18 protein-coding genes are annotated in these 16,019 nt (G+C 65.2%); 4 read left to right on the top strand and 14 right to left on the bottom strand.

Annotated features, from left to right (window positions below; genetic code table 11):
- Positions 1 to 6 precede the first annotated feature (6 nt).
- A complete protein-coding gene (locus tag ACESLR_RS00850) occupies positions 7 to 474 on the bottom strand; it encodes a c-type cytochrome (RefSeq protein ID WP_373024954.1) in 468 nt (155 codons plus the stop codon).
- Between the two features lie 210 nt (positions 475 to 684).
- Between ACESLR_RS00850 and ACESLR_RS00845 the strand changes: the two genes are divergently transcribed.
- Positions 685 to 1,356, top strand: a complete 672-nt coding sequence (locus ACESLR_RS00845; protein ID WP_373024953.1) for an L-fuculose-phosphate aldolase — start codon at positions 685 to 687, stop codon at positions 1,354 to 1,356.
- A 96-nt stretch (positions 1,357 to 1,452) separates the two neighbouring features.
- Here the strand turns inward: ACESLR_RS00845 and ACESLR_RS00840 are convergent, their stop codons facing one another.
- Entirely contained in the window at positions 1,453 to 2,007 is a 555-nt protein-coding gene (locus ACESLR_RS00840; protein WP_373024952.1) for an NUDIX hydrolase, read from the bottom strand.
- A 134-nt stretch (positions 2,008 to 2,141) separates the two neighbouring features.
- Here ACESLR_RS00840 and hspQ point away from each other — a divergent pair, with 134 nt between their 5' ends.
- From hspQ to ACESLR_RS00825, 3 genes are all read left to right on the top strand, one after another.
- Positions 2,142 to 2,462, top strand: coding sequence for a heat shock protein HspQ (hspQ, locus tag ACESLR_RS00835; RefSeq protein WP_373024951.1), 321 nt, complete (start codon positions 2,142 to 2,144; stop codon positions 2,460 to 2,462).
- Positions 2,463 to 2,523: 61 nt separating this feature from the next.
- The gene (gene ilvD, locus ACESLR_RS00830) at positions 2,524 to 4,215 is read left to right on the top strand and encodes a dihydroxy-acid dehydratase (RefSeq protein ID WP_373024950.1); all 1,692 of its coding nucleotides are present in this window, start codon (positions 2,524 to 2,526) and stop codon (positions 4,213 to 4,215) included.
- A 16-nt stretch (positions 4,216 to 4,231) separates the two neighbouring features.
- A complete protein-coding gene (locus tag ACESLR_RS00825; protein ID WP_373024949.1) occupies positions 4,232 to 4,918 on the top strand; it encodes a rhomboid family intramembrane serine protease in 687 nt (228 codons plus the stop codon).
- A gap of 25 nt (positions 4,919 to 4,943) precedes the next feature.
- Here ACESLR_RS00825 and galU read toward each other — a convergent pair whose 3' ends face one another.
- From galU to pheA, 12 genes are all read right to left on the bottom strand, one after another.
- Positions 4,944 to 5,831 (bottom strand): UTP--glucose-1-phosphate uridylyltransferase GalU, encoded by an 888-nt coding sequence (gene galU / locus ACESLR_RS00820; RefSeq protein WP_373024948.1) that lies wholly within the window; start codon positions 5,829 to 5,831, stop codon positions 4,944 to 4,946.
- Positions 5,832 to 5,936: 105 nt separating this feature from the next.
- Positions 5,937 to 6,218 carry a ComEA family DNA-binding protein gene (locus tag ACESLR_RS00815; RefSeq protein ID WP_024327370.1) on the bottom strand — a complete coding sequence of 94 codons (282 nt, stop codon included), beginning with the start codon at positions 6,216 to 6,218 and terminating at the stop codon, positions 5,937 to 5,939.
- 87 nt (positions 6,219 to 6,305) lie between these two features.
- Positions 6,306 to 7,037: an orotidine-5'-phosphate decarboxylase gene (gene pyrF, locus ACESLR_RS00810; protein ID WP_373024947.1), complete on the bottom strand. Its 732-nt coding sequence runs from the start codon at positions 7,035 to 7,037 to the stop codon at positions 6,306 to 6,308.
- Complete coding sequence (locus tag ACESLR_RS00805) at positions 7,034 to 8,266, bottom strand: tetratricopeptide repeat protein (RefSeq protein ID WP_373066569.1); 1,233 nt, start codon at positions 8,264 to 8,266, stop codon at positions 7,034 to 7,036. The genes pyrF and ACESLR_RS00805 overlap by 4 nt, the downstream gene beginning before the upstream one ends.
- A 69-nt stretch (positions 8,267 to 8,335) precedes the next feature.
- A complete protein-coding gene (locus tag ACESLR_RS00800) occupies positions 8,336 to 8,653 on the bottom strand; it encodes a lipopolysaccharide assembly protein LapA domain-containing protein (RefSeq protein ID WP_373024945.1) in 318 nt (105 codons plus the stop codon).
- A gap of 7 nt (positions 8,654 to 8,660) precedes the next feature.
- Positions 8,661 to 8,957: an integration host factor subunit beta gene (locus ACESLR_RS00795; RefSeq protein WP_373024944.1), complete on the bottom strand. Its 297-nt coding sequence runs from the start codon at positions 8,955 to 8,957 to the stop codon at positions 8,661 to 8,663.
- Between the two features lie 93 nt (positions 8,958 to 9,050).
- Complete coding sequence (gene rpsA, locus ACESLR_RS00790; RefSeq protein WP_373066574.1) at positions 9,051 to 10,757, bottom strand: 30S ribosomal protein S1; 1,707 nt, start codon at positions 10,755 to 10,757, stop codon at positions 9,051 to 9,053.
- Positions 10,758 to 10,806: 49 nt separating this feature from the next.
- On the bottom strand, positions 10,807 to 11,514 hold the full coding sequence (cmk, locus tag ACESLR_RS00785; protein WP_373024943.1) for a (d)CMP kinase: 708 nt from the start codon (positions 11,512 to 11,514) through the stop codon (positions 10,807 to 10,809).
- Positions 11,511 to 12,815 (bottom strand): 3-phosphoshikimate 1-carboxyvinyltransferase, encoded by a 1,305-nt coding sequence (aroA, locus tag ACESLR_RS00780; protein WP_373024942.1) that lies wholly within the window; start codon positions 12,813 to 12,815, stop codon positions 11,511 to 11,513. Before aroA ends, cmk begins: the two co-directional genes overlap by 4 nt.
- A 6-nt stretch (positions 12,816 to 12,821) precedes the next feature.
- Positions 12,822 to 13,703: a prephenate dehydrogenase gene (locus ACESLR_RS00775; protein ID WP_373024941.1), complete on the bottom strand. Its 882-nt coding sequence runs from the start codon at positions 13,701 to 13,703 to the stop codon at positions 12,822 to 12,824.
- Positions 13,700 to 14,857, bottom strand: a complete 1,158-nt coding sequence (gene hisC, locus ACESLR_RS00770; protein ID WP_373024940.1) for a histidinol-phosphate transaminase — start codon at positions 14,855 to 14,857, stop codon at positions 13,700 to 13,702. The genes ACESLR_RS00775 and hisC overlap by 4 nt, the downstream gene beginning before the upstream one ends.
- A 44-nt stretch (positions 14,858 to 14,901) precedes the next feature.
- On the bottom strand, positions 14,902 to 16,017 hold the full coding sequence (gene pheA, locus ACESLR_RS00765; RefSeq protein ID WP_373024939.1) for a prephenate dehydratase: 1,116 nt from the start codon (positions 16,015 to 16,017) through the stop codon (positions 14,902 to 14,904).
- Positions 16,018 to 16,019 lie beyond the last annotated feature (2 nt).

Genomic DNA, 16,019 nt, shown 5'->3' with positions numbered 1-16,019 from the left:
CGCGGATTACTCGCGGCGGAAGTCGTCATGGCAGGCCTGGCAGGACTGCCCAAGGTCTCGGAACCGGATGGCATATTCGTCTTCGTCACCGGCCTCTACCGCCGTGTGCAGGGCCTCGGCGGCTTCGCGGGTGTCGCTGGCGAGCTCCTCGAAGCGCTCCCAGTCGTCCCAGATCTCTTCCTTGGCGTCGGTTTCCGGGAAATCACTGCCCTCTGGAAACAGGCTCGGGATATCCTGGCTGAGATCTACCAGCTGGCTGGTGTGCATCTGCAGATTGTCGCCGTAGTCGGCACCGTCCACGACCACGGCCGCGATAGCCCCGACGTTGCCGCCGATCGCGCTCATCACGCCCTGGCGATAGTCAATGGTCGACTCGTGTTCATCGAAGGCATGTACAGCACTCGTAGCGCCCAGCCCGAGGGTCAGTGCGGCGGCGACGGCGGCGGTGGTAAAGAGGCCTGCTAGGCTTTTCATGGTGTTTCCTCCCTGTAACGAACGAAGATTTCACCTGCATCTGGCGAAACAAATATTGGGACCCACTATAGACGTTAGGCCCGGCCAATTTCCATGCGCACGGTCTCGTTCACGCATCCCGGACAGGCCTTCTTCTGTTGACCCCTCGCCCAATGTGGGGTTCCGTGCGTACCCGCTACAATCACACTGCATTCATTCGCCGCCATAACCATGCCACAACAATCAGCGAACACAGCCGACCGTGCCGCCCTCCGCGAGGCCGTCATCCTCGCCGGCCTGGAGACCAACCGCCGCGGGCTGAATCAGGGCACCTCCGGCAATATTAGCGTGCGTCACGACGACGGCATGCTGATTACGCCGTCCGGAGTCGCTTACGAGGCGCTGCAGCCGGACGATCTGGTGTATGTCGATGCGAATGGACACTGGGCGCCGGGCCGCAAGCCGTCTAGCGAGTGGCACTTCCACCGCGCCATCCTCCAGGCGCGCCCCGATCTTGGAGCGGTCATCCACGTACATTCAGTCCATGCCAGCGTCGTGGCAATCCAGGGCCTAGACATACCCGCCCTCCACTACATGATCGCGGCCGCCGGGGGAAACTCGATCCGCTGCGCGCCGTACGCCACCTTCGGCACGGAAGCCCTGTCGCAGCTTGCCGTGGAAGCCCTGCAGGACCGCACCGCGTGCCTACTGGCCAACCACGGGATGATCGCGACCGGACCGGATCTGGAGCGGGCGCTGTGGCTCGCCGGAGAGGTTGAACTCCTGGCACAGCAGTATGTGCTCAGTCTGCAGATCGGGGGGCCGCGGCTTCTGAACGATGCGGAAATGGAGCGTGTTCTGGAGAAGTTCCGCCACTACGGGCCCCAGCATGGCGGGGACTAGGTTCCCCACGTGCAGAATGGCCGCACAGAAGTGACCGAGCCTTGTCCGCACGCAAAAGCGACTTGCGAGCAAACGTGTACATTGATCGGTTTTTCCCTAGAGGCCGGGCGGCCCGCCTTCCGCGTCGGCGAGAGGCGCCGAGCGCGGGGCAAAATCGGTTTGATCGCGCGTTTCGAGATAGTGGCGCATGGCCCAGGTGACCGACGGAAAGGCCAGGTCCCGCGGCAATTCGGCGAACCGGAACAAACCAACCTCTTGCGATTCGGGGCCAGGCGCAATCGCATCACTAAGCAGGCGCGCCCGGTAGATCATCTGTACATGGCCGATATGTGCCACGCTGTAGACCCCAAGCAACTGATCGGTTTCCAGGCGCGCACGGGCTTCCTCCCAGGCCTCGCGGCGGGCACCCGCGGCCGGGCTCTCGCCCTTTTCCATGAAGCCGGCCGGCAGCGTCCAGTAACCCCGGCGTGGTTCGATGGCCCGGCGGCACAGCAACACGCGATCCTCCCAGATGGCCACGCTGCCGACGATGATTCGCGGGTTCTCGTAGTCAACGAAGCCACAATGGTCGCAGACGCGTCGTTCGCGATCGTCGCCCTCGGGAATATGAATGTGGAAGCTGGGGTCCAGGCCGGACGGGTTGCGACTCATGGCGGTACCGTATTGGGTATTCAAGGGCTACGGACGAGGCGAACCGACGTCACTCGACGACGTATCTCGAAACACGCGCCGACGGCGACGGTCCACAATAGAGAATTGCGCACCGAGGCAGTACAGAGGGGATCATGACCACACGCACACGCTTTACCGTCGGTGAGCTGGTTCACCATACCAAGTTCGATTACCGCGGTGTGATCGTCGATGTCGATCCGGTGTATGCCGGCTCCGACGAATGGTACGAAACCGTGGCCAAAAGTCGTCCACCGAGGGATCAACCGTGGTATCACGTGCTGGTGGATGGTTATTCGCACAGTACCTACGTCGCGGAACGCCATCTGGAGCCCGATACCCGCGGCGAACAGATCGAGCATCCTGCCCTCGGCCAGTTCTTCGACCGATTCATGAACGGCCGCTACTCGCGCCACGGTGATCCGGCCGCCCATTGATCCTGCCGGCGAGCGCGTCTCGGTATCCAGCGTCTCCACAAACAACAGCACAGGGAAGCCCATGGCACAGGACAACCGCCGCAGTCGCGTCGTTACCGAAGGCCCGCGCCGCACACCCAACCGCGCGATGCTGCGCGCTGTCGGCTTCGGAGATGACGACTTCCAGCGCCCGATCGTGGGCATCGCCAACGCCCACAGCACCATTACTCCCTGCAACATGGGCATTGGCGCCCTCGCCGCCCGCGCCGAACAGGCCGTGCGCGAGGCTGGGGGTATGCCGCAGACGTTCGGCACCATCACCATCTCCGACGGCATCTCCATGGGTACGCCCGGGATGAAGTACTCGCTGGTCTCGCGCGAGGTGATCGCCGACGCCATCGAGACCGTGGTCAACGGCCAGAGCCTGGACGGTATCCTGGCCACCGGGGGCTGCGACAAGAACATGCCCGGCGCAATGATCGCCCTGGCCCGCCTCAACGTACCCGGCATCTTTGTCTACGGGGGCACCATCAAGCCCGGACACTACAAGGGGCAAGATCTCACGATCGTCAGCGCATTCGAGGCCGTCGGCCAGCATGGCGCCGGAAATCTTCCCGACGAGGATCTGCTGGGTGTGGAGAAGAACGCCTGCCCCGGGGCCGGTTCCTGCGGGGGCATGTTCACGGCCAACACCATGTCCAGTGCCTTCGAGGCCATGGGCATGAGCCTTCCCGGCTCCTCCACCCAGGCCGCCGAGGACCCGGAAAAGGGCGACTCGGCCGCGCGATCGGCCGAGGTGCTGATGGAGGCGATCCACGCGAACCGCCGTCCGCGCGACATCCTGACGCGCGAGGCCTTGGAGAATGCCCTCGCCGTGGTCATGGCCCTGGGCGGTTCCACCAATGCGGTGCTCCATCTGCTGGCCATCGCCCATGCCGCCAAGGTGAAACTCGACATTGATGACGTCGAGCGCATCCGCCGCAAGGTTCCGGTACTGTGCGACCTGAAGCCCTCCGGCCGCTATGTCACGACGCAGTTCCATGCGGTGGGCGGCACGCCCCAGGTGATGAAGATGCTGCTGAATGCCGGCCTGTTGCACGGCGACTGCATGACCATTACCGGCGCGACCCTCGCCGAGACCCTGGCGGATATCCCTGCACTGCCCGCCCCGGATCAGGACATCATCCGACCCCTGGATCGGCCCCTGTACCCGCACGGCCATCTGGCCATCCTCAAGGGGAACCTGGCCACCGAGGGCGCGGTGGCCAAGATCACCGGCCTCAAGCGAACCGCGATCGCCGGCCCCGCTCGCTGCTTCGATTCCGAGGAAGAATGCCTGGACGCCATCCTGGCCGGCCAGGTCCAGGCGGGCGACATCCTGGTCATTCGCTACGAAGGCCCGCGTGGCGGCCCCGGAATGCGCGAGATGCTGGCGCCTACTGCCGCGATCATCGGGGCTGGCCTCGGCGATGCGGTCGGGCTCATCACCGACGGGCGTTTTTCCGGCGGGACCTACGGGATGGTGGTCGGCCATGTCGCTCCCGAGGCCGCCGCGGGCGGTGCCATCGCGTTGGTTCATGATGGCGATATCATCGAAATCGATGCCGAGGACAACCGGCTGGCGCTCCGCGTCGAGGATGCCGAACTGGAACGCCGGCGCGCCGCTTGGCAAACGCCGGCCCCGCGTTTTGACCGGGGCGTCCTCGGAAAGTACGCGCGGACGGTGGGTTCGGCGAGTCGCGGGGCCGTAACCGACGACTTCAGCGGATCGTGACACGGCACCCGGCGCCATGACGCATCCGGATCCCCGGCATCCCGACTTCAGCATGATGCCGCCGGTGATCGGCTTCCTGCTGGTCACCAATGTCGCCCTTTTCCTGGTGATGCCCTGGCTGGGCGACTGGTTGATCAGTCACTTCGCACTCTGGCCCATCGGAACGCCGGCGACCATCCACCAGGACGGCACCTGGATGCGAGTGCCGGACTTCCAGTTGTGGCAACTCGTGAGCTACGGCTTCCTGCATGGCGGACCGGTCCACCTGTTCGTGAACCTCTTCGCGGTGTGGATGCTGGGGGTGCAGATCGAGAATGCGTGGGGATCGCGCACCTTCGGGGTCTATTTCCTGATCTGCGTGATCGGTGCAGGACTGGTACAGCTGGCAGTGAGCGCCCCAGGCAACGGCGACATGATCTATCCAACCATTGGCGCGTCGGGTGGGGTTTTCGGGGTGCTTCTGGCGTTCGGAATGATGTTCCCCAACCAGCGCCTGTTCCTGATCTTCCTGCCCATCCCGATCAAGGCCAAATACTTCGTGATCGGCTACGGCGCGCTGGAGTTGTACCTGGGAATCTCCGGTACGCTGGCCGGCATTGCCCATTTCGCCCATCTGGGCGGGATGGGCTTCGGCTTTCTGCTGATCCAGTACTGGCGTGGACGTTTGCCGATCCGGCCGCGTCAGCGCCGTTTCTGGTGGTGAGGCCTCCGGATGCCGGCCGCCAGGATCAGTTCGCTGGCCGGTCGCGCAGATAGGCCGCGAAGTCGTCTTTCAGTTCCGGGTGGTTGAGCGCGAACTCGACCGTCGCCTCCAGGTAGCCAAGCTTCGAGCCACAGTCGAAGCGCCGCCCCTCGAAGTTGAAGGCCGTCACCCGCTCCAGATCCAGCAGGCGCGCGATCGCATCGGTCAGCTGAATCTCGCCGCCGGCCCCCGGCTTCTGCGTGGCCAGCATCTCGAAGATCTTCGGCGTCAGGACGTAGCGCCCCACCACAGCGACATTGGAGGGTGCCCGGTCGGGGTCGGGCTTTTCCACGATGCCCTTCACGTCCCAGCTTCGCGGGCCAGTCTGCACTGGATCGATGATCCCGTATTGATGCGTCCGGTCCGCCGGCACCTCTTCCACCCCCAGCACGCTGCAGCCGTGCTCGGCGTATTGCTCGACCATTTGCCGTGTCGCGCCGCCACTGGCCGATTCGATCAGGTCATCGGCCAGGATGACCGCAAAGGGCTCGTTGCGGACAATCGGATGGGCACAGGCGACGGCATGCCCGAGACCTAGCGCATCGGACTGGCGCACGTAGACACACGTCACCTTGGGCGGGACGATGTTGCGAACCTGCTCGAGAAGCTCGGTCTTGCCGCGCTCCTCCAGCTCGTGTTCCAGCTCGTAGGCCTTGTCGAAGTGATCCGGAATGGAACGCTTGTTCCGCCCGGTGACGAACACCAGCGTCTCGATCCCGGCCGCGACGGCCTCCTCGGCCGCGTACTGGATCAGCGGCTTGTCCACGATCGGGAGCATCTCCTTCGGATTCGCCTTGGTGGCCGGCAGAAAGCGCGTGCCCATGCCGGCCACGGGGAAAACGGCGGTACGAATCGGGGCGTGATTCTGGCTCATTCCTTCTCCTGATGGATCCATAACGAACCCCCGGCCCACGTATCCTTTCGGACTCGTCGACCGGGGGCAGGAACTGGATGGCGGCAGGGGCCGCCACCCGCCGCGTTACTCGACGACGATGCGGTCGAGATTCATCTCCACGGTGCGCTCCCCGATCCCTGAAACCTCGGTCAGGGCTTGAACCGAGGCAAAGTCACCGTGGGCCTCCCGGTGTTCCACAATGGCTTGCGCCTTGACCGGGCCCACGTTGTCCAGCGCGGCCAGTTCCTCGGCGGATGCCCCGTTCAGGTCGATCGGCTGCCCGCCCGAGGCGGTCACCATCACCAGCGGCAGAACACAAAGCCCCGCCAGGGCCCAGCACTTCGCACATTGAAAAAGCTTGTTCATGAAAACGCTCCTTATCTTCATTTGGTTGACCGGTGCATCCCTGCACCAAGGGCATCCTAGCGGGATCAACGGGCCGGGAAAACCCCCTTAATCCGAAGCGTCATTCGGCACACCCAGCCGTGTGACGAAGGCCTCCATTGCTTTGGCCGGATCCGGTGCCCGCGTGATCGGCCGGCCGACGACGATCGCGCTGGCGCCGGCCGCAAGGGCCCGTTCGGGTGTCATGACGCGCTTCTGGTCATCCCCTGCCGCGTCCTCCAGCCGGATCCCCGGGGTCACCAGCAGGGGGCGTGCGCCCAACCGGCGTCGCAGCATGCCCGCCTCCTGGGCCGAACAGACCAGGCCCTCCAGCCCTGCCTTTTGTACCGCCAGTTCGCCCAGTAGGCCCACCTGATCCGCCGGCTCACGGCTCACGCCGATCTCACGCAGGGTTTCGGCGTCGCTGGAAGTCAGTACGGTCACCGCCAGTAGTGCGCTCGTGTCATTGGTCTCGCGCACCGCTTCGTGTGCCGCCCGCATCATCTCCAGGCCACCGCTGGCATGCACATTGATCAGCCAGACGCCGGTGCGCGCGGCCGCCCGGCAGGCGGCCGCGACGGTGTTCGGGATGTCATGGAACTTCAGGTCCAGAAACACCCGAAAACCCAGATCGTGAAGCCGGTGCAGCAGGTCGGGCCCGGCGACGACGAACAGTTCGAATCCGACCTTCAGTGCACAGTGGGCCGGGTCCAGCTGGCGCGCGAAGGTCAGGGCCGCATCGGCCTCGGCGAAGTCGAGGGCCACGATCAGGCGTGTTGCAGGTTCCGGGGTCACAGTCATGAGTGGGGACTCCCTTCGCGGATCAGCGCCTCCTCGGCGGCCTCCGTCGTCTGGTCAATGTCAAAATCCAGCCCGCGGAGGGTGTCCCAGCGGCGACAACTCGGGCACTGCCATACATGCGCTCGCCCCTGATAGCCACAGTTCACGCACTGGTACAGGTGCTGGGTACCGAGCTGGTCCGACAGGGCCTTCTCGAATGCCGAGAATTCCGCGCTGTATTGCTGGACCGCTGGCAGGATTTTCATCCAGCGAACGGCCTCCAGCAGTCCGGAAGTCGGTACCGGACGCTGCGCCAGGATCTGGCCCAGTTCCGCCAGGGCCGCGTCGAGTCTTCCCGTGCGCCGATACAACCGCATCAGCGCGATTCGCGCCATCGTAATGCCACGATTGCGGGCGAGATCATCCAGCAGTTCTTCCAGCTGGCCGAGACGGTTTTCTCCGGGGAGCTCCTGATGCAACCGCTCGATTCTTGGTACCAGCAGTGGCGCCAGCTGCGGGGTTCGGGCGACCGCTTCGCGCCCGAACCGGATTGCCTCGTGAATTTCTCCGGCCCGTGCCGCGATTTCCGACTGAATCAACAGGGCCCGGGACAATCCCGGCACCAGGGACTCCGCCTGTTCCGCGCGTGCCCTGGCCGCATCCGAGGCTCCCTGATCCAGCGAAGTCTGGGCTAGCTCACAGTGGTAGTGCGCAAGCCGTTGTTCTTCGTGGGGAACCCCGTGTTCCTTCAGGCGTTCGCCCACCTCGATCGCCCGTTCCCATTCGCGCTGGGTCTCGTACACCTGACGCAGCCCCTCGAGCGCGGCCACCGCCTGGTGCGGCGAATCGGCCAGTTCCCGAAACACAGCCTCTGCTCGATCCAGCACTCCGGCCAGGAGGAAATCCTCGCCCAGCTCGCACAGCGCCTGGGAACGCTGCGCCGCGGGCAACGTGGGCCGCGCAACGAGGTTCTGGTGGATGCGGATTGCCCGGTCGACCTCACCCCGCCGGCGGAACAACCGACCCAGGATCACGTGGGTCTCGAAGGTCTCGTGATCCACCTCCACCATCTCGATGAAGGCCTGCAGGGCATCGTCCGTGCGGTCATCCAGCAGGTGGCGCACCCCTTCGAGGTAGCGGTCCAGCGAGGGCTCGGGTTCCTCGTAGTCTTCCGGAACACCAAAGCGCGCCAGCCACCACCCGCTGGCAGCGGCTATCGGAAGCAGTAACCAGAACCAGTCATCCATCATGGGCGGCGACGGGTCCCGTGTGCGAAGGAATCAGTAAGGGAAGAAAGGCGTCGCATGAATTTCACGCGACTAGTAGAAATCCCGCATGGGCGCGGTACGCAACTGCTCGACCTCGACCTTCAGGGCGTGGTTTTGTTCGCGAAGGTCGGCGATCTTCTGGCGGAGGCGGCGCAGCCGCAGCCATAGAACAAACGAGGCCAGAAGGACCCCGAAGATCGCTGAAACGCCGAGAAACACAACGAGGGGCGCCTCGATCTCGATGCCCGGCAGTGCGAGGGTCACCAGGTCTTCGTTCAAAACCACAAGAATGCCAACAGCGGAAGAGATCACGATCAACGCGGCGAAGGCCACGGCGTTGCGAACCCGCTGTCGACGCCGCTCATCCACGGGCGATCTAGGCGCTCTCTTCCGCGGTGCCGTTGACCCGTTCACGCAATTCCTTGCCCGGTTTGAAATGGGGGACATGCTTGCCGGGCAAGGCAACACCTTCGCCGGTCTTGGGGTTGCGTCCCAGCCGGGGTGGCCGGAAATGCAGGGAAAAACTGCCAAAGCCGCGAATTTCGACCCGTTGGCCGTTAGCCAGCGCATGACTCATGCGCTCGAGTAATGCCTTGACCGACATTTCGACATCCCGGGCAGGCAGGTGAGGCGACTTTCGCGCGAGGTTCTCGATCAATTCCGATTTGGTCATCTGGCACTCGTCACAGACAGGAAGGAAATCCGGTTTCCCGGTACAAAATGGCCCACGGCACCCTCTGGTACCGTGGGCCAGTGCGGAACGGACTTAGTCGTTCTTGTCCATCTGTTCCTTCAGCAGGTCGCCCAGGGTCGTACCGCTGCCGGCGTTGCTGCCGTAGTCGGACACCATCTCGGCCTCCTCGGCACGATCCTTGGCCTTGATTGACAGGCTGATGGCGCGGGTCTTCTTGTCGACGCCCATGAACTTGGCTTCGACGGTGTCGCCCACGTTGAGCACGGTGCTCGCGTCTTCGACACGGTCCTGCGAGATATCCGCCGCCCGCAGGATGCCGTCGATACCGTCGGCCAATTCGATCACCGCGGCCTTGGCGTCCACTTCCTTGACAGTGCCCTTCACGATGCTGCCCTTGCTGTGTTCGGCCACAAAGTTGGCAAACGGGTCGCGGTCCAGCTGCTTCAGGCCCAGGGAGATGCGTTCGCGCTCGGGGTCCACGGACAGGACCACGGCCTCGACCTCGTCACCCTTCTTGAAGTTGCGGATCGCCTCTTCCCCTGCTTCGTGCCAGGACAGGTCGGAAAGGTGGATCAGGCCGTCGATGCCGCCTTCCAGGCCAACGAAGACGCCGAAATCGGTGATCGACTTGATCTGGCCACGGACCTTCTCGCCACGGTTGTGGTTGGCGGCGAAGTCGTCCCAGGGGTTGGACTGACACTGCTTCATGCCCAGCGAGATGCGGCGGCGTTCTTCGTCCAGGTCCAGGATCATCACCTCGACCTCGTCGCCGATCGCGACCATCTTGCCCGGGTTGACGTTCTTGTTGGTCCAGTCCATCTCGGACACGTGCACGAGGCCTTCCACGCCGTCCTCGATCTCCACGAAGCAGCCGTAGTCGGTGATGTTGGTGACCTTGCCGAAGATGCGGGTGCCGGTCGGATAACGGCGGGTGATGTTCTCCCACGGATCCTCGCCCAGCTGCTTCAGGCCCAGCGAAACGCGCATGCGCTCGCGATCGAACTTGAGCACCTTGACCTCGACTTCCTCCCCGATCTCGACCACGTCGGACGGATGCTTGACCCGCTTCCAGGCCATGTCGGTGATGTGCAGCAGGCCGTCGATGCCGCCCAGGTCCAGGAACGCCCCGTAGTCGGTCAGGTTCTTGACGATACCCTTGACCTGCGCGCCTTCCTGCAGGTTCTTCAGCAGTTCTTCGCGCTCGGCGCTGTACTCCTGCTCGACCACGGCGCGACGCGAGACCACGACGTTGTTACGGCGACGATCCAGCTTGATGAGCTTGAATTCCAGCTCCTTGCCTTCCAGGTACGCGGTATCGCGCACGGGACGGACATCCACGAGTGAACCCGGCAGGAACGCACGAATGTCTCCCAGCTCGACGGTGTAACCGCCCTTGACCTTGCCGGAGATCTTGCCGGTGACGTACTGCTCTTCTTCCATCGCGGCTTCGAGACGGTCCCAGGCCTTGGCACGCTTGGCCTTCTCGCGCGACATGCGCGTCTCGCCGAAACCGTCTTCCGGGGTCTCGAGGGCCACTTCGACGACATCGCCGACCTTGACCTCGAGTTCGCCCTCGTCGTTCATGAACTGCTCGGTGGGAATGACCCCCTCGGACTTCAGGCCGGCGTTCACCACGACGACTTCCGGGGTGACCTCAATGACGGTGGCACTGAGGATGGCACCCGGCTGCATCTGGGTGTAGGCCATGCTCTCTTCGAGCAGTTGCGCGAAACTTTCACTCATGGATTTGTGAACCTGTGGTTTAACAAAGGCTTGCAGAAGCTTCCTGCAACCAGTTCTAGACGTTTGTGATCCCGCTTCCGACGGCTTATTCCGCGGGGCGGGGGCTTTGTTCCGGGAGTACGTCCCGGAGGCGCTCCAGGATCATGTCCACCACGCCAATGATGTCGAGGTCCGTAGTATCCAGTTCCCAGGCATCTTCGGCGGGCTTGAGGGGGGCCACGCTGCGTTCGCGGTCGCGACGGTCGCGGGACTCCATCTCGTCCTGAAGGGCGGAGAGATTAGCACTAAGTCCTTGTTCCTTCAACTGCATGTAACGCCGCCGTGCCCTTTCCTCCGCCGACGCCGTCAGAAAGATCTTCAGGTCCGCTTCGGGGAATACAACCGTGCCCATGTCGCGCCCGTCGGCAACCAGCCCCGGGGCCCTGGCGAAGCCGCGCTGTCGCTCCAGCAGCGCCTCGCGCACGGCGGGAATCGCGGCCACTTGGGAGGCATCGCTGCCGGCCTGCTCCGTGCGGAGCAACTGGTCGACTTGCGTCCCCTCCAGGAGCGTGGCGACCGCCGTCGCGTCCGGGTTGATCTCGAAATCCACGTCGAGTCCGGCGGCCAGACGCACCAGTGCGGTCTCGTCGGTCAGTTCCACCCCGTGCTGGCGCGCGGCCAGTCCCAGCAGGCGGTACAGGGCGCCGCTGTCCAGCAAGTGCCAGTCCATCGCGGCCGCCACGCGCATGCACACCGTGCCCTTTCCGGCCCCGCCGGGCCCGTCAATGGTCACTACCGGAGCTTCTGAACTCATGCCGCCTCCAGTTGCAGCCCGGCCTCGCGTGCCAGCTCCACAAATCCGGGAAAGGATGTACTCACGTTCGCGCAGTCACGGATGCGGATGGGTGCACGGGCACGCAAACCCGCCATTGCGAAGGACATCGCGATCCGGTGGTCGCCGTGGCTGTCGACTTCGCCGCCACCAAACCCGTCGCCGCCCCGGATTCGAATCCCGTCTGGCTGGACCTCGCAATCCACGCCCAGGGTCATCAGGCCATCGGCCATCACCTGGATGCGGTCGCTTTCCTTCACCCGCAGCTCCTCGGCTCCGGTCAGCACGGTTTCGCCCTGGGCGCAGGCGGCGGCGACGAAGATCGCGGGAAATTCGTCGATCGCCAGCGGCACGAGGTGCTCGGGGATCTGGATACCTTTCAGCGCAGCAGCCTCGACCTCCAGGTCGGCTACCGGCTCGCCCCCCGCCTCACGCTTGTCCAGCACGCGGATCTCGGCGCCCATCAGGCGCAGAATGTCGATCACGCCGGTGCGGGTCGGGTTGATCCCCACATGTTCCAGGCGCATACGCGAGCCGGAGGCGATCGAAGCCCCGACCAGGAAGAATGCCGCCGAGGAGATATCCGCCGGCACGTCGACCGGGCTCGCGACCAGCCGGCCACCGCCGTCGACACAGGCGCGCGGCCCGTCGCGCTCGACCGGGTAGCCAAACCCGGCCAGCATCCGCTCGGTGTGATCACGCGTGGGCGCCGGTTCGGTCACGCATGTTCGGCCATCGGCCCACAGGCCGGCCAGCAGCAGGGCGGACTTCACTTGGGCACTGGCGACCTGGAGCACATGATCGGTCCCTCGTAGTGGCGCGCCGCCGTGCACCCGTAGCGGCGGCGTCCCGGCCTCGCTGGTATCGATCCGGGCGCCCATCGCTGCCAGCGGCTCGGTGACCCGGCGCATCGGCCGCCCGCTCAGGGAGCGATCACCCACCAGTTCGCTGTCGAACGCCTGACCCGCGAGGACACCACACAGCAGGCGCATCGCGGTACCCGAGTTGCCCATGTCCAGTGCGGTGGACGGAGGGCTCAGACCGTGCAGCCCGGCGCCCTGGATGCGCACACAACCAGGGCCAGTCCGCTCTATGGCGACGCCCATGGCGCGGAATGCCTCCAGGGTCGCGATGCAATCCGCACCTTCGAGAAAGCCGGTCACGTGTGTCTCGCCCTCGGCGAGCGCGCCCAGCATGATGGCGCGGTGCGAGATCGACTTATCCCCCGGCACGCGGGCATGGCCCGCAAGCTGGCCTCCGGGCTGTACGATAAAGGTATTCATCGGGTTTCAGGTATCCAATTGTGCATCCGCGGGGTCGCACAGGCGATCGCGGGTTTCCTTGGCGTGTTCAAAACTTTGTTCGATGGCCGCGACATTACGGCCCTCGATCGCCGCACGCAGGTTCTCCAGATCGGTCTGGTAGTGTCCGATCACCTCGAGGATGGCGTCACGATTGGCCAGGCAGATGTCGCGCCAGACCACCGGATCGCTGGAGGCGATCCGCGTGAAATCGCGAAAGCCACCGGCGGCGTAGTGAAAGATCTCGTCGCGCTCGCTCATGTTGGCGAGCGACGATACCAGCGTGAAGGCCAGCACATGCGGCAGATGGCTGGTCGCCGCAAGGACCCGGTCGTGGTGCGTCGGAGTCATGTACTCGACTCGCGCGCCCGCGGCCTGCCACATCGCGGCCACCCGGTCGGTTGCCAGCGGGTTGGTGGCATCCGTCGGCGTCAGGATCACCAGACGGTCACGGAACAGGGTGGGAAAGGCCGCCGTCACCCCGCTCTTCTCGGTACCCGCTATCGGATGGCCAGGCACGAAGGCGCGCGGGAGTTCGCCGAACCCGGCACCCACCGCATCAATCACGGCCTGTTTGCTGCTGCCCACGTCGGTTAACGGGCTGTCCTCGGGCCAGGCCGCCGCGATCTCGCGCGCGAGCGGTTCCATGGCGCCCAGCGGGACGGCGAGCACGCCCATGTCGGCGCCCTCGGCGGCCGCGGCGATGTCCGTGGTCCACCGGTCGATCACGCCCAGGCGCTGCGCCTCGCGCAGGTTGTCCGCGTTACGCGAGCAACCCACCACCTCGCGCACCGCCCCCGCCTCGCGCAGGGCCAGCGCCAGAGAGCCGCCGATCAGGCCGACCCCGAAGATCACCAGCCGTTCGATCACGCGAGCGCCTTCTTCAGCGCCTCGAGGAACCGGTCGTTTTCCTCGTGGGTGGAGACGGTTACGCGCAGATGCCCGGGGAGCCCATAGTTCTCGACCGGGCGCGTGATGACACCCTCGCGCAGCAGGAATTCGTATACCGGGCCAGGATCGCGGCCCGTGTCGAAGGTGACGAAATTGCCGACCGACGGGATCACGCGCAGGCCCATCTCGCGCAGGGCCGCACTGACCTGTCGGAGCCCTTCGCGGTTGATGGCGACCGATTTCGCCACATGCTCGACATCATCCAGCGCTGCCAGCCCGGCGGCCTGCGCAATCGCATTGACGTTGAAGGGTTGACGTACCCGGTTCAGCAGGTCCGCGACCTCCGGCGAGCTGACGGCATACCCGAGACGCAGGCCGGCCAGGCCCTGGATCTTGGAAAAGGTCCGGGTCACGATCAGGTTTGGATAGCGGTCAAGCCACTGGGTGGTATCCGGATACCCGTTCTCCTCGACATACTCGAAATACGCCTCGTCCACCACGACCACGGTGGTCGCCGGCATCGCCGCCACGAAGGCCTCCAGCGCCCGGCCATCCAGCCAGGTCCCGGTCGGGTTGTTCGGGTTAGCCACGAACACCACCCGGACATCACCGTCCACCCGGGCGCGCATCGCGTCCAGGTCATGCCCGAAGGGCTGCTCCGGATGGTCAGCGGCCAGTGCGGGCGCCACCCGCGCCTCGGCATCCATCGCCTGCGTCACCAGCGGATAGACGGCGAACGCATGTGCGGAAAACACGGCCGCGCGCCCCGGCGCGAGCCAGGTGCGGGCGATCAGTTCCAGCACTTCGTTGGAGCCGTTGCCCAGGGTGATCTGGTCCGGCGTCACCCCGTGGCGCTCGGCCAGACGGGCCTTCAGTTCGAAGCCATTGCCGTCGGGATAGACGTGCGCCTCGGCCAAGGTCGCCCTCCCCGACTCCACCGCCAGCGGTGATGGCCCAAGCGGGTTTTCGTTCGAGGCCAGCTTGATCGCCTGCGTAATGCCCAGTTCGCGCTCGAGCGAGGCCACCGGCTTGCCCGGCTGATACGGGCTCAGGCCCTGGACGCCGGCGACCGCGAGTGCGACGGGATCAAACGCCGCGCCGGCCGTAGCGGATACGGAGGGGTTGGATGCCATGCGGGTAACCTCGGCCATTCAAGTAAGGACGTCGGGGAGGCGAATCAGGTGGCGGCCTGGGGATAGCTCCCCAGTACCTTCACGGTATCGGCGCTGGCCTGCAGCTGCTCCAGGCAGTCGCGGATCAGCGGGTCCTGCTGGTGACCGATCAGATCGAGGAAGAACACGTAGTTCCAGGGTGTGCAGCGCGACGGGCGCGACTCGATGCGGGTCAGGCTGATGCCGGCCTCGGCGATCGGCTTGAGGAGCGAATACAGTGACCCTGGACGGTTGGCGGTGCTCAGCATGACCGAGGTGCGGTCCGCGCCGCTGGGCTCGGTGGTCCCGGCGCCGATGATCAGGAACCGCGTCGTGTTGTCAGCGCGATCCTCCACATGCTGCGCGCGGACCGGGACATTGTAATGCTCGGCCGCCGCCTGGCTAGCCAGGGCCGCGGCTGTGGGATCCTGTGCCGCGATCTCGGCCGCCCGGGCATTGCTGGAGACGGCCTCGCGCTCGGCGTGGGGCAATTCCGCGTCCAGCCACTGGCGACACTGCGCGAGCGCCTGCGCATGAGCCAGCACACGCTGGATCTGGCCGAGATCCTCCGCCTGCGCCAGCAGGTGGTGATGAATCGGGGTCACGACCTCGCCGCAGATCTGCAACGAGGAGTCCATGAAGCAGTCCACGGTATGGGTCACCACCCCCTCGGAGCTGTTCTCGATGGGAACGACGCCGAATTGCGCGCGGCCAGTTTCCACCGCGCCGAAGACGGCATCGATGGACGCCAGCGGCTGGGTGTCCACCGCGTGCCCGAAGTGCTTGCGCGCCGCCAGGTGCGTGAAGGTCCCGACCGGCCCGAGATACGCCACATTAAGCGGATGTTCGAGCGCCAGGCATTCCGACATGATCTCGCGGAACAGCCGGGTGACCGCCTCGCCCGACAGCGGACCGGGATTCTGCTCCCGCACGCGGCGCAGGATCTCTGCCTCGCGCTCCGGTCGATAGAATACCGGATCGTTCTCCTGGCGGCGCTTGACCCGTGCGACGGCCTCCGCGCAGCGGGCCCGTTCGCTCAGGCGTTCGAGCAGTTCGGCGTCCAGGGCGTCGATGCGTGCACGCAGGGCCGCCAGATCCTCTGGCTCGCTCGCGGCCTGCGATGAATGCGAATCCCCCGTCACGA

The organism is Thioalkalivibrio sp., from assembly GCF_041685615.1.
Lineage (GTDB): Bacteria > Pseudomonadota > Gammaproteobacteria > Ectothiorhodospirales > Ectothiorhodospiraceae > Thioalkalivibrio.
The sequence above is the reverse complement of the archived record's forward strand: the minus strand, read 5'-3'. Positions and strand labels throughout refer to the sequence as shown.